Source organism: Paracoccus pacificus, assembly GCF_042680785.1.
Taxonomy (GTDB): Bacteria; Pseudomonadota; Alphaproteobacteria; order Rhodobacterales; family Rhodobacteraceae; genus Paracoccus; species Paracoccus pacificus.
This window is the reverse complement of the sequence record NZ_JBHUEN010000031.1, coordinates 85,119-103,217: the sequence shown is the minus strand read 5'-3', so window position 1 is coordinate 103,217 and position 18,099 is coordinate 85,119. Positions and strand designations below refer to the sequence as shown.

12 protein-coding genes and 1 pseudogene are annotated in these 18,099 nt (G+C 64.0%); 9 read left to right on the top strand and 4 right to left on the bottom strand.

The genetic code is table 11. The annotated features are described in order from the left end of the window. Positions 1 to 149 precede the first annotated feature (149 nt). Genes ACFSCT_RS11255 through ACFSCT_RS11245 form a run of 3 tightly spaced genes read left to right on the top strand, consistent with a single transcriptional unit; the run spans position 150 to position 2,990 of the window. Positions 150 to 1,565 carry a formimidoylglutamate deiminase gene (locus ACFSCT_RS11255; protein WP_379142796.1) on the top strand — a complete coding sequence of 472 codons (1,416 nt, stop codon included), beginning with the start codon at positions 150 to 152 and terminating at the stop codon, positions 1,563 to 1,565. Between the two features lie 16 nt (positions 1,566 to 1,581). Beyond that, positions 1,582 to 2,331, top strand: coding sequence for an IclR family transcriptional regulator (locus ACFSCT_RS11250; protein ID WP_379142794.1), 750 nt, complete (start codon positions 1,582 to 1,584; stop codon positions 2,329 to 2,331). Positions 2,332 to 2,366: 35 nt separating this feature from the next. Further along, positions 2,367 to 2,990, top strand: coding sequence for a DUF1349 domain-containing protein (locus tag ACFSCT_RS11245; protein ID WP_379142792.1), 624 nt, complete (start codon positions 2,367 to 2,369; stop codon positions 2,988 to 2,990). 31 nt (positions 2,991 to 3,021) lie between these two features. On the opposite strand, the gene ACFSCT_RS11240 is transcribed toward ACFSCT_RS11245, so the two are convergent. Continuing rightward, positions 3,022 to 4,062 (bottom strand): LacI family DNA-binding transcriptional regulator, encoded by a 1,041-nt coding sequence (locus tag ACFSCT_RS11240; RefSeq protein ID WP_379142789.1) that lies wholly within the window; start codon positions 4,060 to 4,062, stop codon positions 3,022 to 3,024. Positions 4,063 to 4,232: 170 nt separating this feature from the next. Here ACFSCT_RS11240 and ACFSCT_RS11235 point away from each other — a divergent pair, with 170 nt between their 5' ends. From ACFSCT_RS11235 to metH, 5 genes and pseudogenes are all read left to right on the top strand, one after another. Then, the gene (locus ACFSCT_RS11235) at positions 4,233 to 5,792 is read left to right on the top strand and encodes a sugar ABC transporter ATP-binding protein (protein WP_379142787.1); all 1,560 of its coding nucleotides are present in this window, start codon (positions 4,233 to 4,235) and stop codon (positions 5,790 to 5,792) included. A 128-nt stretch (positions 5,793 to 5,920) separates the two neighbouring features. Beyond that, positions 5,921 to 6,097 (top strand): annotated as a pseudogene (locus tag ACFSCT_RS19545) (ABC transporter permease subunit); the annotation flags it as partial. Then, positions 6,086 to 7,075 (top strand): ABC transporter permease, encoded by a 990-nt coding sequence (locus ACFSCT_RS11230; RefSeq protein WP_417629388.1) that lies wholly within the window; start codon positions 6,086 to 6,088, stop codon positions 7,073 to 7,075. The pseudogene ACFSCT_RS19545 and the gene ACFSCT_RS11230, both read left to right, overlap by 12 nt. Before the next feature lie 28 nt (positions 7,076 to 7,103). After that, the gene (locus ACFSCT_RS11225; RefSeq protein ID WP_379142784.1) at positions 7,104 to 8,060 is read left to right on the top strand and encodes a substrate-binding domain-containing protein; all 957 of its coding nucleotides are present in this window, start codon (positions 7,104 to 7,106) and stop codon (positions 8,058 to 8,060) included. Positions 8,061 to 8,262: 202 nt separating this feature from the next. Then, on the top strand, positions 8,263 to 12,033 hold the full coding sequence (gene metH / locus ACFSCT_RS11220) for a methionine synthase (protein ID WP_379142782.1): 3,771 nt from the start codon (positions 8,263 to 8,265) through the stop codon (positions 12,031 to 12,033). A 323-nt stretch (positions 12,034 to 12,356) separates the two neighbouring features. Here metH and ACFSCT_RS11215 read toward each other — a convergent pair whose 3' ends face one another. From ACFSCT_RS11215 to ACFSCT_RS11205, 3 genes are all read right to left on the bottom strand, one after another. After that, positions 12,357 to 13,367, bottom strand: coding sequence for an FAD-binding oxidoreductase (locus tag ACFSCT_RS11215; protein ID WP_379142895.1), 1,011 nt, complete (start codon positions 13,365 to 13,367; stop codon positions 12,357 to 12,359). A gap of 64 nt (positions 13,368 to 13,431) precedes the next feature. Further along, entirely contained in the window at positions 13,432 to 14,664 is a 1,233-nt protein-coding gene (locus ACFSCT_RS11210; protein WP_379142781.1) for an aromatic ring-hydroxylating oxygenase subunit alpha, read from the bottom strand. Positions 14,665 to 14,843: 179 nt separating this feature from the next. Next, positions 14,844 to 16,211, bottom strand: coding sequence for a short-chain fatty acyl-CoA regulator family protein (locus tag ACFSCT_RS11205; RefSeq protein WP_379142779.1), 1,368 nt, complete (start codon positions 16,209 to 16,211; stop codon positions 14,844 to 14,846). Positions 16,212 to 16,456: 245 nt separating this feature from the next. Here ACFSCT_RS11205 and ACFSCT_RS11200 point away from each other — a divergent pair, with 245 nt between their 5' ends. Further along, a complete protein-coding gene (locus tag ACFSCT_RS11200; RefSeq protein ID WP_379142776.1) occupies positions 16,457 to 18,067 on the top strand; it encodes an isocitrate lyase in 1,611 nt (536 codons plus the stop codon). Positions 18,068 to 18,099: the final 32 nt, after the last annotated feature.

Genomic DNA, 18,099 nt, shown 5'->3' with positions numbered 1-18,099 from the left:
TTTTTGCATGTCAATAGTAGTTTTTACATGCAAAAATTCTGCTGCCCCAGAACCCCGTAAACCGCGCCACGCACCGGACGATCCTCAGCACGCAAGCTTGCTGATCCGCCAAAGGTCCCGACCATGGCCACCAAGGAGAGTGTTAGCCGATGACAACCGAAACCATGCAGGGCGCGCATTTCCGTCAGGTGCTGACCGCCGAAGGTTGGCGGCGCAATATCTCGGCCGGGTTCGCGCCGGATGGTACCATCGCGGCGCTGGTGCAGGACGATAACCCGTCCGGGCTGCCGGTCTATGAAAACCCGGTCGTTCCGGGGATCACCGATCTGCACAGCCACGCCTTTCAATATGCGATGGCGGGCATGTCCGAAGCCCGCCGCAATCCGGTGGACAGCTTCTGGTCGTGGCGCGACATCATGTATTTCTTTGCCCTGACGCTTTCGCCCGAGGATATGCAGGCGGTCGCCGCGCGGCTTTATCTGGCGCTGTTGAAGGGCGGATACACCGGCATCGCCGAGTTTCACTATGTCCATAACGATCTGGACGGCAGACCCTATGCCCGCAGCGAGGAACTTTCGCTCGCGATCTTCGATGCCGCGCAGAACACCGGGCTGGAACTGACCCATCTGCCGGTTTTCTATGCGCATTCCAACTTTGGCGGCCATCCGCCGACCGAGGGACAGCGCCGTTTCATCAAGGATCTGGATGGTTATGCCGCGATGATCGAGGCATTGCGCGCGCCGGCGGCCGAAGCCGGGCACAAGCTGGGCATCGCTCCGCATTCGCTGCGTGCGGCCACGCCCGCGCAAATCACCGCGCTGCTTGATCTGCGCGACGACCTGCTGCCCGGCTGTCCGGTCCATATCCATGTGGCCGAGCAGATGAAAGAGGTCGAGGATGCGCTGGACTGGAATGGCCGCCGCCCGGTCGAACAGCTTTTCGATGCCGCCCCGGTCGATCGCAACTGGTGCCTGATCCACGCCACCCATCTGACCGATGCCGAGATCGGCATGATCGCCCGCTCGGGCGCGACGGTGGGTCTTTGCCCGCTGACCGAGGCGAACCTTGGCGACGGCATTTTTCCGGCCACCGCTTTTCTGGAACAGGACGGGGTTTTCGGCATCGGCTCGGATTCCAACATCTCGACGGTCGCGGCGCAGGAACTGCAGATGCTGGAATACAGCCAGCGGCTGCGGGACCGGCGGCGCAATGTGCTCGCATCAGCCGATGATCCGCATGTTGCGACGAATTTGTGGAATCGCGCGGTTCAGGGCGGTGCCCGCGCCGCCGGCCGGCCCGAGGCGGGCATGGCGGTGGGCGGCATGGCGAGTTTCGTCGAACTGGTCAGCCCAGAGCCCGACGCCATGCGCCCCATCGCGCCCGAATCGGCGCTTGATTTCCACGTCTTCGCCGGTCGCGGTTTCCATGCCGGCGATGTCGTCGTGCGCGGCCGCCGGGTGATCGCGGGCGGCCGCCACCCGCGCGAGGACGCGATCCTTGCCGATTACGCCGCCGCCATGACCCGCGTCTCGGCCCGGCTGGCCGAACGCGGCGATCCCGCCTGAACGGGCGGCGGCTGACATGGGCAAAGAAGTCGATTACAGGTCAAACTCGCTGGTCCGGGGGCTCAGCATTCTGCAATGCTTTGACCATCGTCGCCCCGAGATGACCCTGACCGAGATCGCCGAGGCCATTTCGGTCACCAGTTCCGCCGCCTATCGCTTTGTCGTGACGCTGGAACGCGAAGGCTATCTGACCCGGCAGGAAAACCGCTATCGGCTGGCGCCGCGGGTGATGGATCTGGGCTATCGCTATCTGTCCTCGCTGGACGTGTACGAGATCGCGCGCGGACCGGCCGAACAACTGCGCAACGATACAGGTCTTTCCGCCCATGTCGCGGTGCTGGAAGGGGTCGAGATCATCTATATCTACCGCGCGCTTTCCGACAGCTCGATGGTGTCGAACGTGCCCGTCGGGACCCGGCTTCCGGCGGCGCTGACCACGATGGGGCGGGTTCTGCTGAGCGATCTGCCCCCGGCCGAGATCGCGCGGCGTTTCGCGGATTACGCCTTTACCTCGCTTATCCCCGATGCGCCGAAATCGCTGGCCGCGTTGCAGCGCCTTCTACCGGACGACCGCGCGCGCGGTTATGTCGCCCAGCCGTCGCATCTGGCGTCGGGGACCTATTCCATCGCGGCGCCGCTTGTCTCGCGCCATGGAAAATATGTCGGCGCGGTCAACCTGTCGGCGCATGAGATGCAGATACGCGAGCCGGCGGCCTTGACGGAAAAACTGCTGGATACCGCGCGGACCATCTCGAAAATGCTATAAGCGTCAGCGCCGCCGTGGCGCCGGTTTCCGGCGGAATGGTCCTGCGCCGCGCGACGCCCGAAGAAACCCGCAACAAAGGTGACCTGCCGATGCGTTTTCAGTGGTTGAACGAACCCGCGACATGGTCCGGCGATCAAAGCCGGCTTGTGCTGACCACCGATGCCGAAACCGATTTCTGGCAGACCACGTTCTACGGTTTCCGGCGCAACAGCGGTCATGCCTGGATCGCGCCCGTCGCCGGCGATTTCACCCTCGAGGCGCGGGTGACCGGCCGATACGAGACGCTGTATGATCAGGCCGGGCTGATGCTGTATCTTGATGAACGGAACTGGATCAAGACCGGCATCGAATACACCGACGGGATGATGCATTTCTCGGTCGTGGTGACGCGGCAGGTTTCGGACTGGTCCGTGATCCCGCTACCGGATGCCACGCCACAGGATGAGTTGCGTGTCAGGCTGACCCGGCATGGAACCTCGGTCCGGGTGCAATATGCCATTGGCCGGGCGGATTGGCGGATGGCGCGGCTTGCGCCGTTTCAGGACACCGACGCGCAGGCCGGTGTCATGGCATGCTCGCCCCAGCGGGCCGGATTCACCGCGACCTTCCGCGATATCAGCATCGGCCCGGCGATCCCGCGTCAGCTTCACGCCGATTAGCGGCTTGGCTGACGGCAGGTCAGTCGCGGGGTCAGCTAAGCGGCGCGCAAGAGCCGCGCACCATCAGTTCGCCCTGCAACCGGACCAGCCGCGGCTCGGGCGGCGCGACACCCGACAGCCGTTCCAGCAGAAGCCGGGCGGCCTGCTCTCCGATCTCTTTCACCGGCTGGGCGACGGCGGTCAATTGCGGGCTGAACACATCGGCCCAGGAAAAATCGTCGATGCAGGCAACCGATACGTCATCGGGGCAGGACAGCCCCAGATCCCGGATCGCGCGAAGCGCGCCGATCACCATAAGGTTGTTGGCCGAGAAGATCGCCGTGGGCCGGTCAGGCTGGGTCAACAGCCGCATCGCGGCGCGATAGCCGTCATCCTCACGGAAATTGCCATTGCAGACCAGCATCTGGTCAAAGCCGATACCGGCGTGGCGCAGCGCCTCGTAATACCCGGCCAGCCGGTCGCGGCCGGTCGAGGCCACCGAGGGGCCGGAGACAAAGCCGATTCGCCGATGCCCAAGGTCGATGACATAGCGGATCACCTCGAACACGGCGGTGGCATTTTCGATCACCACCGCGTCCACGTCGAGCCCCGCGTTCAGGCGGTCGATCAGGACGACAGGCTTGCGGGTCGACTTGACCAGCCGCGTCATCACCGCGTCATCGCCGGCCGGCGCGATGATCAGCCCGTCGACCATGCGGTCCAGCAACAGCTTGATCTGTTCGTCCTGCCGGGCGGTGTTTTCGTCGCTGCTGCACAGCATGACCGCATAGCCGGCGCTGTTCAGCACCTGCTGGATCGTCGCCACCACATCGGTGAAGAAGGGGTTGCGGATATCCGCCACGGTCAGGCCGATCGTGTGCGTGGCACCGGTCTTCAGACTGCGGGCGATGGCGTTGCGTTCATATCCGATCGCGCCGATCGCGGCCTCGATCCGCCGGGTCAATTCGTCGCTGACCCGCGCCGAACGGTTCATATAGGCCGAGACCGTGGCGATCGAGACGCCGGCCGTCCGCGCCACGTCGATCATGGTCGGCGCGCTCGCGCCCTTTTTGCGGCGTTGGACCTGATCCATGTCCCGATGCTGTTCGCCCCCCTCCCCTGCAATCAGCCCTAGTGAAACCCCGGTTCAAAATCAAGTTTGGCCGGATCGACGCCTGCCGCAAGCCAAGTTCGTTGACTCGGCCGAAACGTTTAGATTAGCGTAACGCCTGACGGTAAGGTGGAGGGGAGGCCATCGCTGCTGTGACCGAGGTTCAAGCAAAAGCTTCGGCCGATCCCGTGCTTTCGGCGACGGGGATCGGCAAGCGTTTCGGTGGCGTGATCGCGCTTTCGGATGCGCGGTTTGAGCTTTGGCGGGGCGAAATTCACGCCCTGATGGGCGAGAACGGTGCTGGCAAATCAACGCTGATGAAGATCCTGTCGGGCGTCTATCCCGACTATGACGGCACCGTGCGGCTTGACGGCAAGGTCGTGCGTTTCGCCAATATCCGTCAGGCCGAGGCGGCGGGCATCGCGATCATCCATCAGGAACTGAACCTGGTGTCCGAGCTGTCGGTGGCGGACAACATCTTTCTTGGGCGCGAGAAACGGATCGCGGGGCTGTTCATCGACCGGGGCGCGGCGCTGCGTGCCGCACGTGCGTTGCTTGACCGGCTGGGGATCGACCTCGACCCGGACGCGCGGATCGGCACCTTGCGGGTCGGCGAAAGGCAGTTGGTCGAGATTGCGAAGGCGCTGTCCCTGAACGCCCGCATCCTGATCATGGACGAGCCGACCTCGGCCCTGTCCCCGGCCGAGTGCGAGCGTCTGTTCCGCATCGTCCGACAGCTTGCCGCTGAAGGCGTCGCGATCGCCTATATCTCGCACCGGCTGGACGAGGTGATGCTTTTGTCCGACCGCGTGACGGTGTTCCGCGACGGGCGCCATGTGCTGACCCAGCCGGTGCAGGAACTGACCGAGGGCAGGATCATTTCCGCCATGGTCGGGCGCGAGATGATCGCCGCCGATTATCCCCCCGCCGATCCCGATGGCCAGACCGTGCTTTCGGTACGCGACCTGACGCTGAGAAAGCCGGACCGGCAGGGCTGGCAGAGCGTGCTGAAGGGCGTCAGCTTCGATCTTAAGGCGGGCGAAATCCTTGGCATCGGCGGTTTGCTGGGTGCGGGGCGGACCGAAATTCTGGAAACGCTGTTCGGATGCGCCGAAGGCATGGCCGGCGGCACCATCGCGGTGAACGGCACCCCGGCCCAGATTCGCAACCCGCGCGACGCGCGCCGGCTGGGACTGGCCTTCGTGACCGAGGATCGCAAGACCCAAGGGCTGCATCTGAACGCCTCGATTACCGACAACATCGCCCTGCCCCTTGTCGCGCGTCTGGCAATGTTCGGCCTCCGCGCCTTCCCGCGCGAACGGGCGCTGGCCCGCGACGCCGTCGAGACGCTGGGCATCAGGTGCAGCAGCATCGCGCAAGAGACCGGCAACCTGTCCGGCGGCAATCAGCAAAAGGTCGTCATCGGCAAATGGCTGGCGACCCAGCCGCGCATCCTGCTGCTGGACGAGCCGACGCGCGGCATCGACGTGGGCGCCAAGCGCGAAATCTATGACCTGATCTTCCGGCTTGCGCGGGACAACGGGCTTGGCGTGATCGTGGTCAGTTCCGAGTTGCCCGAATTACTGCTGCTTTCCGACCGCATCGTCGTCATGTCCGAGGGCCGTCAGACCGGCACCCTGACCCGGGCCGAGGCGAGCGAAGAGCGGGTCATGCAGCTTGCCGCCCCCAAAGCGCGCGAGGATGCGGCATGAAATCGCTGTGGCACCTGATTGGTCGGACCAAACTTTACTGGGGCCTGATCGCGATATTCCTGCTCGGGGTGTTGTTCTCGCCGATCAGTTCCAAGGGTCACAACATCTTCCTGTCCTATGGCAACCTTCTGGATGTGCTGCGTCAGGTCTCGATCATCGGGCTGATCGCGACGGGCATGACGGCGGTGATCATCACCGGCGGGATCGACCTGTCGGTGGGGTCGCTGATGGCCATCTGCAGCGTGGTCACCGCCATGCTGCTGACCGTCGAGGGACCGACACCGGCGGTGCTGATGGGCCTGCCGATGGTCGCGCTGGTGGCGCTGTTCATCGGCTTTTCCGTCGTGAGGTTCCTGTTCGCGAACATGGAAAAGGCCCGGTTGGGTCAGGATGTCGGGCGCGACATCCGGCTGGACAACATGCGGGGATGGGTCCTGCCGCTGATCGTGGGGGCGGCATTCGCGGGGTTGCTGCTGTGGTTCCTGGTGCCGCAGGTCCCCACCCGGTTCGGCGTCATGGGGGTCTTGATCGTGGCGCCGGTCGTTGGGCTTTGCTTCGGGGCGATCAACGGCATCCTGATCGTGGGGGGCCGGCTGCAACCCTTCATCGTCACCCTTGCCATGATGGTCACCGCACTTGGTATCGCACGGCTGACCGCCGGGCAGAACAACGCCGTCCTGCCGGTCTATACCGGAACCAACGCGGTGGCCGAGTTTGACCGGCTGCGCTCGCTCGTCTTCGGGATCATGCCGGTGCCGGGGCTGTTCTTCATCGCCGCGATCGTGATCTATGGCGCGATCCTGCGGCTGACCCCGTTCGGGCGGTACATCTATGCCATCGGCGGGAATGAGGAAGCGGCGCGCCTGTCGGGGATCGCGGCGGGCAAGGTCAAGATCGCGACCTATGCCGCGTCGGGCCTGCTGGCCGGGATCGCCGCCGTGCTTTACGTGGCCCAGTACCGTCAGGGCAAACCCGACGCCGGCGCGGGGCTGGAGCTTGACGCCATCGCCGCCGTCGTCATCGGCGGCACCAGCCTGATGGGCGGGCGCGGCTCCATGGCGGGCACGTTCTGCGGGGTGCTGATCTTCGGGCTTTTGTCGAACATCCTGCAACTTCACAACATCAACTCGAACCTTCAGCTTGTGCTGAAGGGCCTGATCATCGTCGGCACGGTTCTGGTTCAGGAACGCAGCCTTGCCGACCTATTCGGCTTTGTGCGCTGGCCCCTTGCACGGCCTGCGCCGAAGGACGGGGTGGCGGAAAGGCCGCCACCGGACAGTTAGTCGTTAACCATAGTGGAGGAAGTCCAAGATGAAACGTCGTGATCTGATGCTGGCCGCTGTTGCGACCACGCTTGCGACAGGCGCATTGCTGTCTCCTGCCGTCGCGCAGGACAAGAAATGGAACATCGGCTTCAGCCAGGCCACCACGATCGAGCCCTGGCGTGCCCAGTTCAACAAGGACATCATCGCCGAGGCGGAAAAATACCCCGACGTGAACCTGATCATCACCGACGGCGAGGACAAGACCGAGAAACAGGTCGCCGATGTCGAGAACCTGATCCGGCAAGAGGTCGACGCGCTGCTGATCTCGCCCAAGGAATCGGCGGGGCTTACCGGCGTCGTACAACAGGCCATCGACGCCGGTATCCCGGTCTTCGTTCTGGATCGGAACGTGGATACCGACCAATATACGCAATTCGTCGGCGGCGATAACAAGCTGATCGGCCGCGCGGCGGGTGAATATGCGGTCGAATTGCTGGGCGGTCCCGGCAAGGCCGAAGGCAATGTCGTGGAGATCTGGGGCGGTCTTGGCACTCAGCCCGCCCATGACCGGTCCGAGGGCTTCCACGAATTCACCGACAAGGAACCCGGCATCAAGAACCTGCTGGATCAGCAGTCGGGCGACTGGAAGCAGGATCAGGCCTATAACATCATGGCCACGGCCCTGCGCAATAATGAGGATATTGATCTGGTCTATGGCCATAACGACCCGATGGCCTATGGCGCCTATCTGGCGGCCAAGGACGCCGGGCGCGAAAAGGACATCAAGTTCATCGGCATCGACGCGCTGCCCGCCGAGGGCGTGACCTGGGTCAAGAACGGCGAGCTGACCGCGACCTTCCTTTACGCCACCCCCGGGGCCGAGGGGTTGCGGCAGGCGATCAAGTTCCTGAACGGCGAGAAGGTGGAAAAGACCATCACCCTGCCGACCGAAAAGATCACCAAGGAAAACGCCGACGCGGTGCTGAAGGAAAAAGGCCTGTAGGTCACGCCACCCTGCCGGCCGGTCAGCTCCGGGCGGCGGGGGCTTTGCTGCCAGAAATGCGGCGAATAAACCGCTGGCCCGGGCGGCCGGCGGGGCGTAAGGGTTCGCGGCGCTTGCCTGTCGGCGGCGCCGCGATCTTTTTCTTGCGCATGATCGTCCCTATACTAACCGCTTGTCCGAAACGAACCCCCCGGTGTCCGCCATGTCCAGCCTGCCGCTTTCGCCCGTTTTCGACCGCCTGCGCGACGCCGCGCGCGACCGCATCCTTATTCTGGATGGGGCGATGGGGACGCAGATTCAGCAGCTTGGCTTTTCCGAGGATGACTTTACCGGCGCGCACAGCCATGGCGCGGGCTGCGCCTGTCATCAGGCGATGGGCATGGCGCATGGCGGCGACCATCCCCAGCAGGGCAACAACGATCTTCTGATCCTGACCCAGCCCGAGGCGATCGAGGAAATCCATTACCGCTATGCCAAGGCCGGCGCCGATATCGTCGAGACGAACACGTTTTCCTCGACCCGGATCGCGCAGGCGGATTACGGGATGAAGGATGCGGTCTATGACCTGAACCTCCACGGCGCCCGCATCGCCCGCAAGGCGCTGGACCGCGCCACGGCCGAGGATGGGCGGGCCCGTTTTGTGGCCGGCGCGCTTGGCCCGACGAACCGCACCGCCTCGATCAGCCCGGATGTGAACAATCCCGGCTACCGCGCCGTTACCTTCGATCAACTGCGCGAGGCCTATGCGGAACAGATCCGCGGGCTGATGGACGGCGGCGCCGACATCATCCTGATCGAGACGATCTTTGACACGCTGAACGCCAAGGCCGCGATTTTCGCCTGCGAAGAGGTGTTTGCGGAAAAGAAGCTGCGCCTGCCGGTGATGATCTCGGGCACGATCACCGACCTGTCGGGGCGCACGCTGTCGGGCCAGACCCCGACCGCCTTCTGGAACTCGGTCCGCCATGCGCGCCCGCTGACCGTCGGGCTGAACTGCGCGCTTGGCGCCGATGCCATGCGCCCGCATCTGGCCGAACTGTCGGGTGTCGCCGATACGCTGGTCTGCGCCTATCCGAACGCGGGGCTGCCGAACGAGATGGGGCAATATGACGAATCGCCCGAATTCATGGCCCGGCAGATCGAGGGTTTTGCCCGCGACGGGCTGGTGAACATCGTCGGCGGCTGTTGCGGCTCGACCCCCGAACATATCCGCGTCATCGCCGAGGCCGTCGGCAAATACCCGCCCCGCGCCCTGCCCGAACCGGCCGTCCATATGCGGCTTTCGGGGCTGGAGCCGTTTACCCTGACCCAGGAAATCCCCTTCGTGAACGTGGGTGAGCGGACGAACGTCACCGGCAGCGCGCGGTTCCGCAAGCTGATCACCAATGGCGATTATGCGGCGGCGCTCGATGTGGCCCGCGATCAGGTCGAGAACGGCGCCCAGGTCATCGACGTCAACATGGACGAGGGGCTGATCGATTCGAAACAGGCGATGGTGGATTATCTGAACCTGATCGCGGCCGAGCCCGACATCGCCCGCGTCCCGGTGATGATCGACAGCTCGAAATGGGACATCATCGAGGCCGGGCTGAAATGCGTTCAGGGCAAGCCGATCGTCAACTCGATCAGCCTCAAGGAAGGCGAGGAGGCGTTTCTGCATCACGCCCGGCTGTGTCGCGCCTATGGTGCGGCCGTCGTGGTCATGGCCTTTGACGAACAAGGGCAGGCCGATACTGAAAACCGCAAGGTCGAAATCTGCACACGCGCCTATGAACTGCTGGTGAACGAGGTCGATTTCCCGCCCGAGGATATCATCTTCGATCCCAACGTCTTTGCCATCGCGACGGGGATCGAGGAACATGACAACTATGGCGTCGATTTCATCAACGCCACGCGCCGCATCACCCAGACCCTGCCGCACGCCCATATCTCGGGCGGTGTGTCGAACCTGTCCTTCAGCTTTCGCGGCAACGAGCCGGTACGCGAGGCGATGCACGCGGTGTTTCTGTATCACGCCATTCAGGCCGGCATGGACATGGGCATCGTCAATGCCGGTCAGCTTGCCGTCTATGACCAGATCGACCCCGAACTGCGCGAGGCTTGCGAGGATGTGGTTCTGAACCGCACGCCGGCCAAGGGCGGCACCGCGACCGAAAACATGCTGGAAATAGCCGAGCGGTATAAGGGCGAAGGCGGCACCAAGACCCGCGAGAAGGACCTGACATGGCGCGAATGGCCGGTCGAAAAGCGGCTGGAGCACGCGCTGGTCAACGGCATCACCGAATATATCGACGAGGATACCGAGGAAGCCCGGCTTGCCGCCGAACGCCCGCTTCACGTCATCGAAGGTCCGCTGATGGCCGGCATGAACGTGGTCGGCGATCTGTTCGGGTCGGGCAAGATGTTCCTGCCGCAGGTGGTGAAATCGGCCCGGGTGATGAAACAGGCCGTGGCGCATCTGCTGCCGTTCATGGAGGAAGAGAAGCGCCTGAACGGCGGCGAGGTGCACAAGGCCGCCGGCAAGATCCTGATGGCGACGGTCAAGGGCGACGTTCACGACATCGGCAAGAACATCGTCGGCGTCGTGCTGGCCTGCAACAATTACGAGATCATCGACCTTGGCGTCATGGTCCCCGCCAGCAAGATCCTTGAGACCGCGCGGGCCGAAGGCGTGGACATCATCGGCCTGTCCGGTCTGATCACGCCCTCGCTTGACGAAATGGTCCACGTCGCTTCGGAAATGGAGCGCGAGGGGTTCGACATTCCGCTGCTGATCGGCGGGGCCACCACCAGCCGCGTGCATACGGCGGTCAAGATCAGCCCGCGCTTTGTCCGCGATCAGGCGATCTATGTCACCGACGCCAGCCGCGCGGTGGGTGTCGTCTCGGCGCTGCTGTCCGGGCAAAAGGAAAGCTATGTCGCGAAGATCCGCGACGAATATGCCGAAGTCGCGGAAAAGCACGCCCGGGCCGAGCTGGAAAAGCGGCGCCTGCCGCTGGCCGACGCGCGCGCCAATGCGGTGCCCGTGGACTGGACCGGCTTTGCCGCCAAGACCCCGCAATTCCTTGGCGCCCGGATCATCGACGACTGGGATCTGGCCGATCTGGCGCGCTATATCGACTGGACCCCGTTCTTCCAGACATGGGAGATGAAGGGCGTCTATCCGCGTATCCTTGACGATGAAAAGCAGGGCGAGGCGGCGCGGGCACTGTTTGCGGACGCGCAGGCGATGCTGAAGCGGATCATCGACGAGAAATGGTTCCATCCCCGCGCCGTGGTCGGTTTCTGGCCCGCCAATGCGGTCGGCGACGATATCCGCCTGTTCACCGACGAGAACCGCGACAAGGAACTCGCCACCTTCTTCACGCTGCGCCAGCAGATGACCAAACGCGATGGGCGGCCCAATGTGGCGCTGTCGGATTTCGTGGCACCGGCGGGGCGCGACTATCTGGGCGGGTTTGTGGTGACGGCGGGGGCCGAGGAACAGGCGATCGCCGACCGTTTCAAGGCGCAGGGCGACGACTATTCCGCGATCATGGCGCAGGCGCTGGCCGACCGTTACGCCGAGGCGCTGGCCGAGGCGCTGCACGAACGGGTACGGCGAGAATACTGGGGTTATGCGGCGGATGAGACCTTCGCGCCGCAGGATCTGATCGGCGAACCCTATGCCGGCATCCGCCCCGCCCCCGGCTATCCGGCCCAGCCCGATCACACCGAAAAGACTACGCTGTTCCGGCTTCTGGACGCCACCAACGCGACCGGCGTCGAACTTACGGAAAGTTTCGCGATGTGGCCCGGCGCCTCGGTCTCGGGTATCTATATCGGCCATCCCGAGGCATATTACTTTGGCGTCGCCAAGGTCGAAGAGGATCAGGTTCGTGATTACGCCGCGCGCAAGGGCATGGAGCTGCGCGAGGTCGAACGTTGGCTTGGCCCGATCCTGAACTATACGCCGAAAAGCGCGGCGGCCTGAGCGGGGCGCCCCGCCGCACCCACCGGGCCGTCGCTGCCGTCTTTGCCCCCGCCTTTACTGCCGCGCCGTTGCTGCCAAACCGTTGCGGCCGCACCGTTGCCCCTGCCCGCCCCACCCCGTCAGGGCCACCCCGCCGATGCGACCACGGTCTTGGCTCGCGTGGCCTGCGGGGGCGGGCGCGTGGCGTTACGTCGGCCTGTCCCTGCGCGGTGGCGGGAACCACGTCGATTGTTTTCCGGTCCATCCGGGATCGCGCGCCAACCATCGCGGCGCCCGATGCGGCCGATCGCGCTTCCGCTGGGCGGGTTGTCGGCGAGGCTGCGCTAAACCTCGACCACCACCCGGCCCATCGGATGCGAACAGCAGGCGAGGATATAGCCCGCCGCGATATCGTCGTCCGAAATGCCGCCGTTATGGACCATATGCACCTCGCCCTCGGTCTTTTTGATCTTGCAGGTGCCGCACAGGCCGAAGGTGCAGCCCGAGGGGATGTTCAGCCCGTTGGACTTGGCCAGCGCCAGAACCGTATCGGTTTCCGAACAGGGCACGGATTTGCCGGATTTCGCAAACACCACCTCGGCGGTCGCCGCATCGTCCGGCACCACGTCATGCAGGACCGGCGCCTCGGCTTCGGTTTCGATCGGGGCCTGAAAGCTTTCCTGATGATAGCGATCCATGTCGAAGCCAAGCGCGATCAGCATATCGCGCACGGCCTGCATGAACGGCTCGGGACCGCAGCAGAACACCTCGCGGTCAAGATAGTCGGGCGCCATCAGTCCCAGCATGATCTGGCTGAGCCGGCCCCGATAGCCCTGCCACGAACGAAAGGCGTCATGCTCTTCAACCGTGAAATGCAGTTGCAGCCCCGGCACGCGGTTCGCCATATGCTGAAGCGTTTCGCGGAAGATGATGTCCGACGGCCGGCGCGCGGCATGGACGAACACGATGTCGGGCTGTTCGCCGCTGTCCCATGACCAGGTGGTCATCGACATCATCGGCGTGATGCCCGAACCCGCCGAGATGAACAGATATTTTCTTGCCGGATGGCGCAGGAAACTGAAAATCCCCGCCGGGCCATAGGCCTTGATCCGCATGCCCGGCTTCAACTGGTCGATGATCCAGCGCGACCCGATGCTGTCGGGCTGCGCCTTGATCGTGATCGAGATGGACAGCGGCCGCGACGGGCTTGACGAGATCGTATAGGTGCGGTGCACCACGCCCCCGGGCACCGGCAGCTCGAAAGTCACGAACTGACCGGGCTGATAGTCGAACCACGCGCCCGAAGGCGACCGAAAGGTGACCGTGGCGGTGTCCGCCGTTTCCGGCACGATCATGGCGCATTCCAGCGGTTCGCTGTCAGCCCAGGGGGCCGAGCCGTAAGCCTGTTGTATCAAGGCCCTACTCCGCCGCCATCGGGGGCGCCAGACGCTGCGCCATCAACCCGCAATACCAGTCGATCAGGTGAATCACCCCGGCCTCTTGCGTGGGGGAATAGGGGCCCGGTTCATAGGCGGGGCTGTTGATGCCGTACTGGTTTTCCTCGACAACGCGGCGATCTTCGTCATTGGTCGCCAGCCAGACCTCGGTCAGTTGCTGAAGATCGTAATCCTTGCCCTCGACCGCATCCTTGTGGACCAGCCATTTCGTCGTCACCTCGGTTTCGGTCGGGCTGATCGGCAGAATGCGGAAAACGATGGCGTGGTCGGGCAGGAAGTGGTTCCAGCTTGACGGGAAGTGATAGAACATCAGGCTGCCGGCGTCGTTCCACGGGATCGTGCCCATGCGCCGGTTGACCGCCGCCTTGGTCGACATGGTGAAGCTTTCGGCGTTGTCCATCAGCGGCACCCGCGCCATCCGCCACTGCATGTCCGGGGCGTTGACAAAGCGCGCCGGCAGGTTGACGGCGTCGCAGCGGTCCCAATGCCGCAGAATCTCGCTGCTGGCGGATTGCGGCCCCTCCATCACCGTCATCAGCGGATCGTCGGAATAGCTGCGGCACAGCGACGGGTGCGAGCCGCTGCAATGATAGCATTCGCGGTTGTTCTCCATCACCAGCTTCCAGTTGCCCTTTTCCACGATGGTCGAGGAATGGGCGACCTTGGCATCGCCAAGCCCCGAGGGCATCGCATAGGCGGCAAGGTTCTTGGCCAGATCGGCGACCGGCTGCGGCACCTGCGCCAGACTGACGAAGATCATGCCGCCGATATCGACGCAATGCACCGGCTTCAGCCCGTATTGGCTGGCATCGAACTCCGCGCCCATGTCGCGCGCGAACAGCAGTTTACCGTCAAGATCATAGGTCCACTGATGATAGGGGCAGACCAGTTTCGGGTTCGAGCCCTGCGCCTTGGCACAAAGCCGCTGGCCGCGATGCCGGCAAACGTTGTGGAATGCCCTTATCCGCCCGTCACTGCCCCGCAGCACGATGACCGGATATTGACCGACGTTGAAGGTGATGTAATCGCCGGGTTTCACCAGCTCGCACGCCGGCCCGGCGAACAGCCATTCGCGATACCAGATCTGTTCCAGATCGTCCTGAAATGCGGTCTGCCCGCAGTACAGATCGCGCGGCAATGCGTGATCCTTCTTGCGGGCGGCGATCAACTCGGCGGTTTGCAGTGGTTGGGTCATGGCGCTGCCTGTCGTTCCAGAGACGAGGGTGTGTGTCAGCCGAGGTTCGGGCTGACGAAATCCTGCCGCATAGAATAATCCAGCAACGCGCCGGATTTGGTCTGTTTGCGACAGGATAGCAAAAGATTCGGACATGCGCATGCCGGCTGGCCCGCTCACGGTCACCGGCGCGCGTCACCCTAGGAATAGGGCACGAATTTCGCCGCCTGCGGGTCGATGCGAAGCGATTGCCCCAGCATCGGAAAGGCGCGCTGCGCGCAGCGTTCGCGCGGGCAGGTCTTGCAGGCCGGTCCGATCGGGGTTCCCGCCGCACTCAGGTCATGGCCGGTCGCATAGACCAGCCGCCCGGCATGGGCGATGTCGCACCCCAGCGCCACGGCAAAGCTTTTGCCCGGCGTGCCGTATTTCCGGGGCCGCGAGATCACCGTGCGGGTCACCCAGAAATACCGCCGCCCGTCCGGCATCTCGGCGATCTGGGTCAGGATCTCGCCCGGGTGGTCGAACGCGGCATGGACCCGCCACAGCGGGCATGACCCGCCGGTCCGCGAGAAATGGAAATCGGTGGCGGATTGCCGCTTTGAGATATTGCCAGCGCGGTCGACCCGCAGAAAGAAGAACGGCACCCCGCGCAGCCCCTCGCGTTGCAGCGAGGACAGGCGGTGGCAGATGACCTCGAAACCGAACCCGAAACGTCCGCCGATTGCGTCGATGTCATAGGCCAGTTCCTCGGCCGTGCGCCAGAACACCTCATAGGGCATCATCAAAGCGCCGGCGAAATAATTGGCCAGACCGATCCGCGCCAGTTCGTATGACACCGACCCCGAAAACCGCCACCCCTCCAGCGCCGCGTCGATCAGCGGGGCGGCTTCGATCAACGCGATCTGGGTGGCCAGTTGAAAGGCGCGCTGCCCGGCGTTCAGCCCCTGCCAAAGCGTCAGCCGGTCGCCATCGCGCCGGCGCAGCACGCCCGGGTCGGGGCTTTGGTGCAGGGAAACGCCATGCGCGTCGGCCAGATAGCGGGCAAGCCCCTCGGCCGTCGCGCCGATGGTCAGGCCAGCCCGGTGGAACAGCGATTCGGCCGCCCGGTCGAGCGCATCGAAATGGTTGCGGTGATGATAGAAGAAATCCCGCACCTCTTCATATGCCGTCGGCGCCGAGGCGGCATCGCCCGCCCCCAGCGCCAGCGCCGTGGCGCGGTCCTGCGCGTCCCGCGCCTGCCGGTAAAGCTGGACGGTATGCCGCGCCAGACCGGGCATGTTGTCGATCAGCGTCCGCAGATCCGCGGGGGACACGTCTTCCGCGCCCTGAAACACCTCGCGCAGTTCGGCCAGCAGCCGGGCATCGCCTTCGTCGCTAAGGAACTGGCTGTCGGCGCCGAACTGGTCGTTGACCTTCAGCAGCACCTGAACGGTCAGCGGGCGCTGGTTGCGCTCGATCTGGTTCAGATAGCTGGGCGATACGCCCAGCGCCTCGGCGAACGCCACCTGCGACAACCCCCGGCTTTCGCGCAACTGCCGCAATCGCCCACCGACAAAAGCCTTTTTCATATTCGCAACATTCGCAAATTCGTCCAATCCCCTTCGCCATTATACGCCTTTTCTGGCGTTTTCATAGTTTTTCAATTGCGGCATAAATTGTGCAACTGCAGCAAATCATCGCAGGTTGCGAAGATGCGAAAACCGACACCACCGCCGCAGTCACCACCGCCCGAGCCGGTCCCGCCCGGCTTTCCGATTTTCTCGCCATTCGGCCCCGATCCCGAGTGGCTCAAGACCCGACAGGAGGACGAGAAATGAAACCCTATGCCGAAATCCGCGCCGAAGTGGCCAAGCGCTATCCTTCGGGCCAGACCAGCGGCGGCGTTTCCGTCGACGATATCGTGCAGTTGAAGCTGCAGAACAGCTATGACACCCATCTGGATATCGCCCGCGACATGGCCAAGGTGATGCGCGCCGACATGGCGGCCTATGATGCCGATCCGACGCTGTCCACCCAGTCGCTCGGTTGCTGGTCGGGCTTCCATGCCCAGCAGATGATCAAATCGGTCAAGCGCCTGCGCGGCACCACCAAGCGCGCCTATGTCTATCTGTCGGGCTGGATGGTCGCCGGTCTGCGCAACACCTGGGGCCACCTGCCCGACCAGTCGATGCACGAGAAAACCGCCGTCGCCGACCTGATCCGCGAGATCTATGTGTCGCTGCGTCAGGCCGACGAAGTGGCGATGAACGACCTGTTCAAGGATCTGAAAGCCGCCCGCGACGCTGGCGACGCGGTGGCCGAGAAGAAGGCGATCGAGGCGATCGACAATTTCGAAAGCCATGTCGTTCCGATCATCGCCGATATCGACGCGGGCTTTGGCAACGAACATGCGACCTATCTGCTGGCAAAGGAACTGATCCAGGCCGGCGCCTGCTGCCTGCAAATCGAGAATCAGGTCTCGGACGCCAAGCAATGCGGCCACCAGGACGGCAAGGTCACCGTGCCGCGCGAGGATTTCATCGAGAAACTGCGCGCCTGCCGTCTGGCTTTCGAGGAACTGGGCGTTGACGAAGGCGTCATCGTCGCCCGCACCGACAGCCTTGGCGCCGGTCTGACGCAGAAGGTTCCGGTCAGCCAGCAGCCGGGCGATCTGGCCTCGGAATACATCAAATGGCTGGATACCGAGGCGATCAGCGATGCGAACCCGGTTCGCGATGGCGAGTTGGCGATCATGCTGGACGGTGAATTCGTCAAGCCGAAGCGCCTGCCGAACGGGCTGTTCCCGTTCAAGAAAGGCTCGGGCCGCGCCCGCGTGATCGAGGATTGCATCGCCAACCTGACCGAAGGCGGCGCCGACATGCTGTGGATCGAGACCGACACCCCGAACGTCGCCGAAATCGCCGGGATGGTGAACGAGGTCCGCGAGTCGGTGCCGAACGCCAAGCTGGTCTATAACAACTCACCCAGCTTCAACTGGACGCTGAACCTGCGCAAGCAGGTCCGGGCCGAGTGGCTGCGTGACGGCAAGATCAAGGAAGCCGACTATCCCGAAGGCAATGAGCTGATGAAGGCCGAGTTCGACGCGACCGAACTGGGACAGGAGGCGGACGCCCGCCTGCAGCGCTTCCAGCACGACATCTCGACCCTGGCCGGCGTGTTCCACAACCTGATCACCCTGCCGACCTTCCACCTGACCGCGAAATCGGTGGACGAGTTGTCGCGCGGCTACTTCGGCGAGGACAAGATGCTGGCTTACGTCAAGACCGTTCAGCGCGAGGAAATCCGGCGCGGCATCTCGGCGGTCAAGCACCAGCACGAGGTCGGCTCGGACCTTGGCGATACGTTCAAGGAAATGGTCGGCGGCGACCGCGCCCTGAAGGCCGGCGGTCATGCCAACACCATGAACCAGTTCGCGGCCGAGTAACCGGTTCCGGGTTCAGACCGGACGTAACGTTC

Bases quoted from the DNA above. Each gene is read 5' to 3' on its own strand.
- ACFSCT_RS11255 (WP_379142796.1), top strand. From the start codon at position 150: ATGACAACCGAAACCATGCAGGGCGCGCATTTCCGTCAGGTGCTGACC.
- ACFSCT_RS11250 (WP_379142794.1), top strand. From the start codon at position 1,582: ATGGGCAAAGAAGTCGATTACAGGTCAAACTCGCTGGTCCGGGGGCTC.
- ACFSCT_RS11245 (WP_379142792.1), top strand. From the start codon at position 2,367: ATGGTCCTGCGCCGCGCGACGCCCGAAGAAACCCGCAACAAAGGTGAC.
- ACFSCT_RS11240 (WP_379142789.1), bottom strand. From the start codon at position 4,062: ATGGATCAGGTCCAACGCCGCAAAAAGGGCGCGAGCGCGCCGACCATG.
- ACFSCT_RS11230 (WP_417629388.1), top strand. From the start codon at position 6,086: ATGGGCCTGCCGATGGTCGCGCTGGTGGCGCTGTTCATCGGCTTTTCC.
- ACFSCT_RS11225 (WP_379142784.1), top strand. From the start codon at position 7,104: ATGAAACGTCGTGATCTGATGCTGGCCGCTGTTGCGACCACGCTTGCG.
- metH (WP_379142782.1), top strand. From the start codon at position 8,263: ATGTCCAGCCTGCCGCTTTCGCCCGTTTTCGACCGCCTGCGCGACGCC.
- ACFSCT_RS11215 (WP_379142895.1), bottom strand. From the start codon at position 13,367: ATGATCGTGCCGGAAACGGCGGACACCGCCACGGTCACCTTTCGGTCG.
- ACFSCT_RS11210 (WP_379142781.1), bottom strand. From the start codon at position 14,664: ATGACCCAACCACTGCAAACCGCCGAGTTGATCGCCGCCCGCAAGAAG.
- ACFSCT_RS11205 (WP_379142779.1), bottom strand. From the start codon at position 16,211: ATGAAAAAGGCTTTTGTCGGTGGGCGATTGCGGCAGTTGCGCGAAAGC.
- ACFSCT_RS11200 (WP_379142776.1), top strand. From the start codon at position 16,457: ATGAAACCCTATGCCGAAATCCGCGCCGAAGTGGCCAAGCGCTATCCT.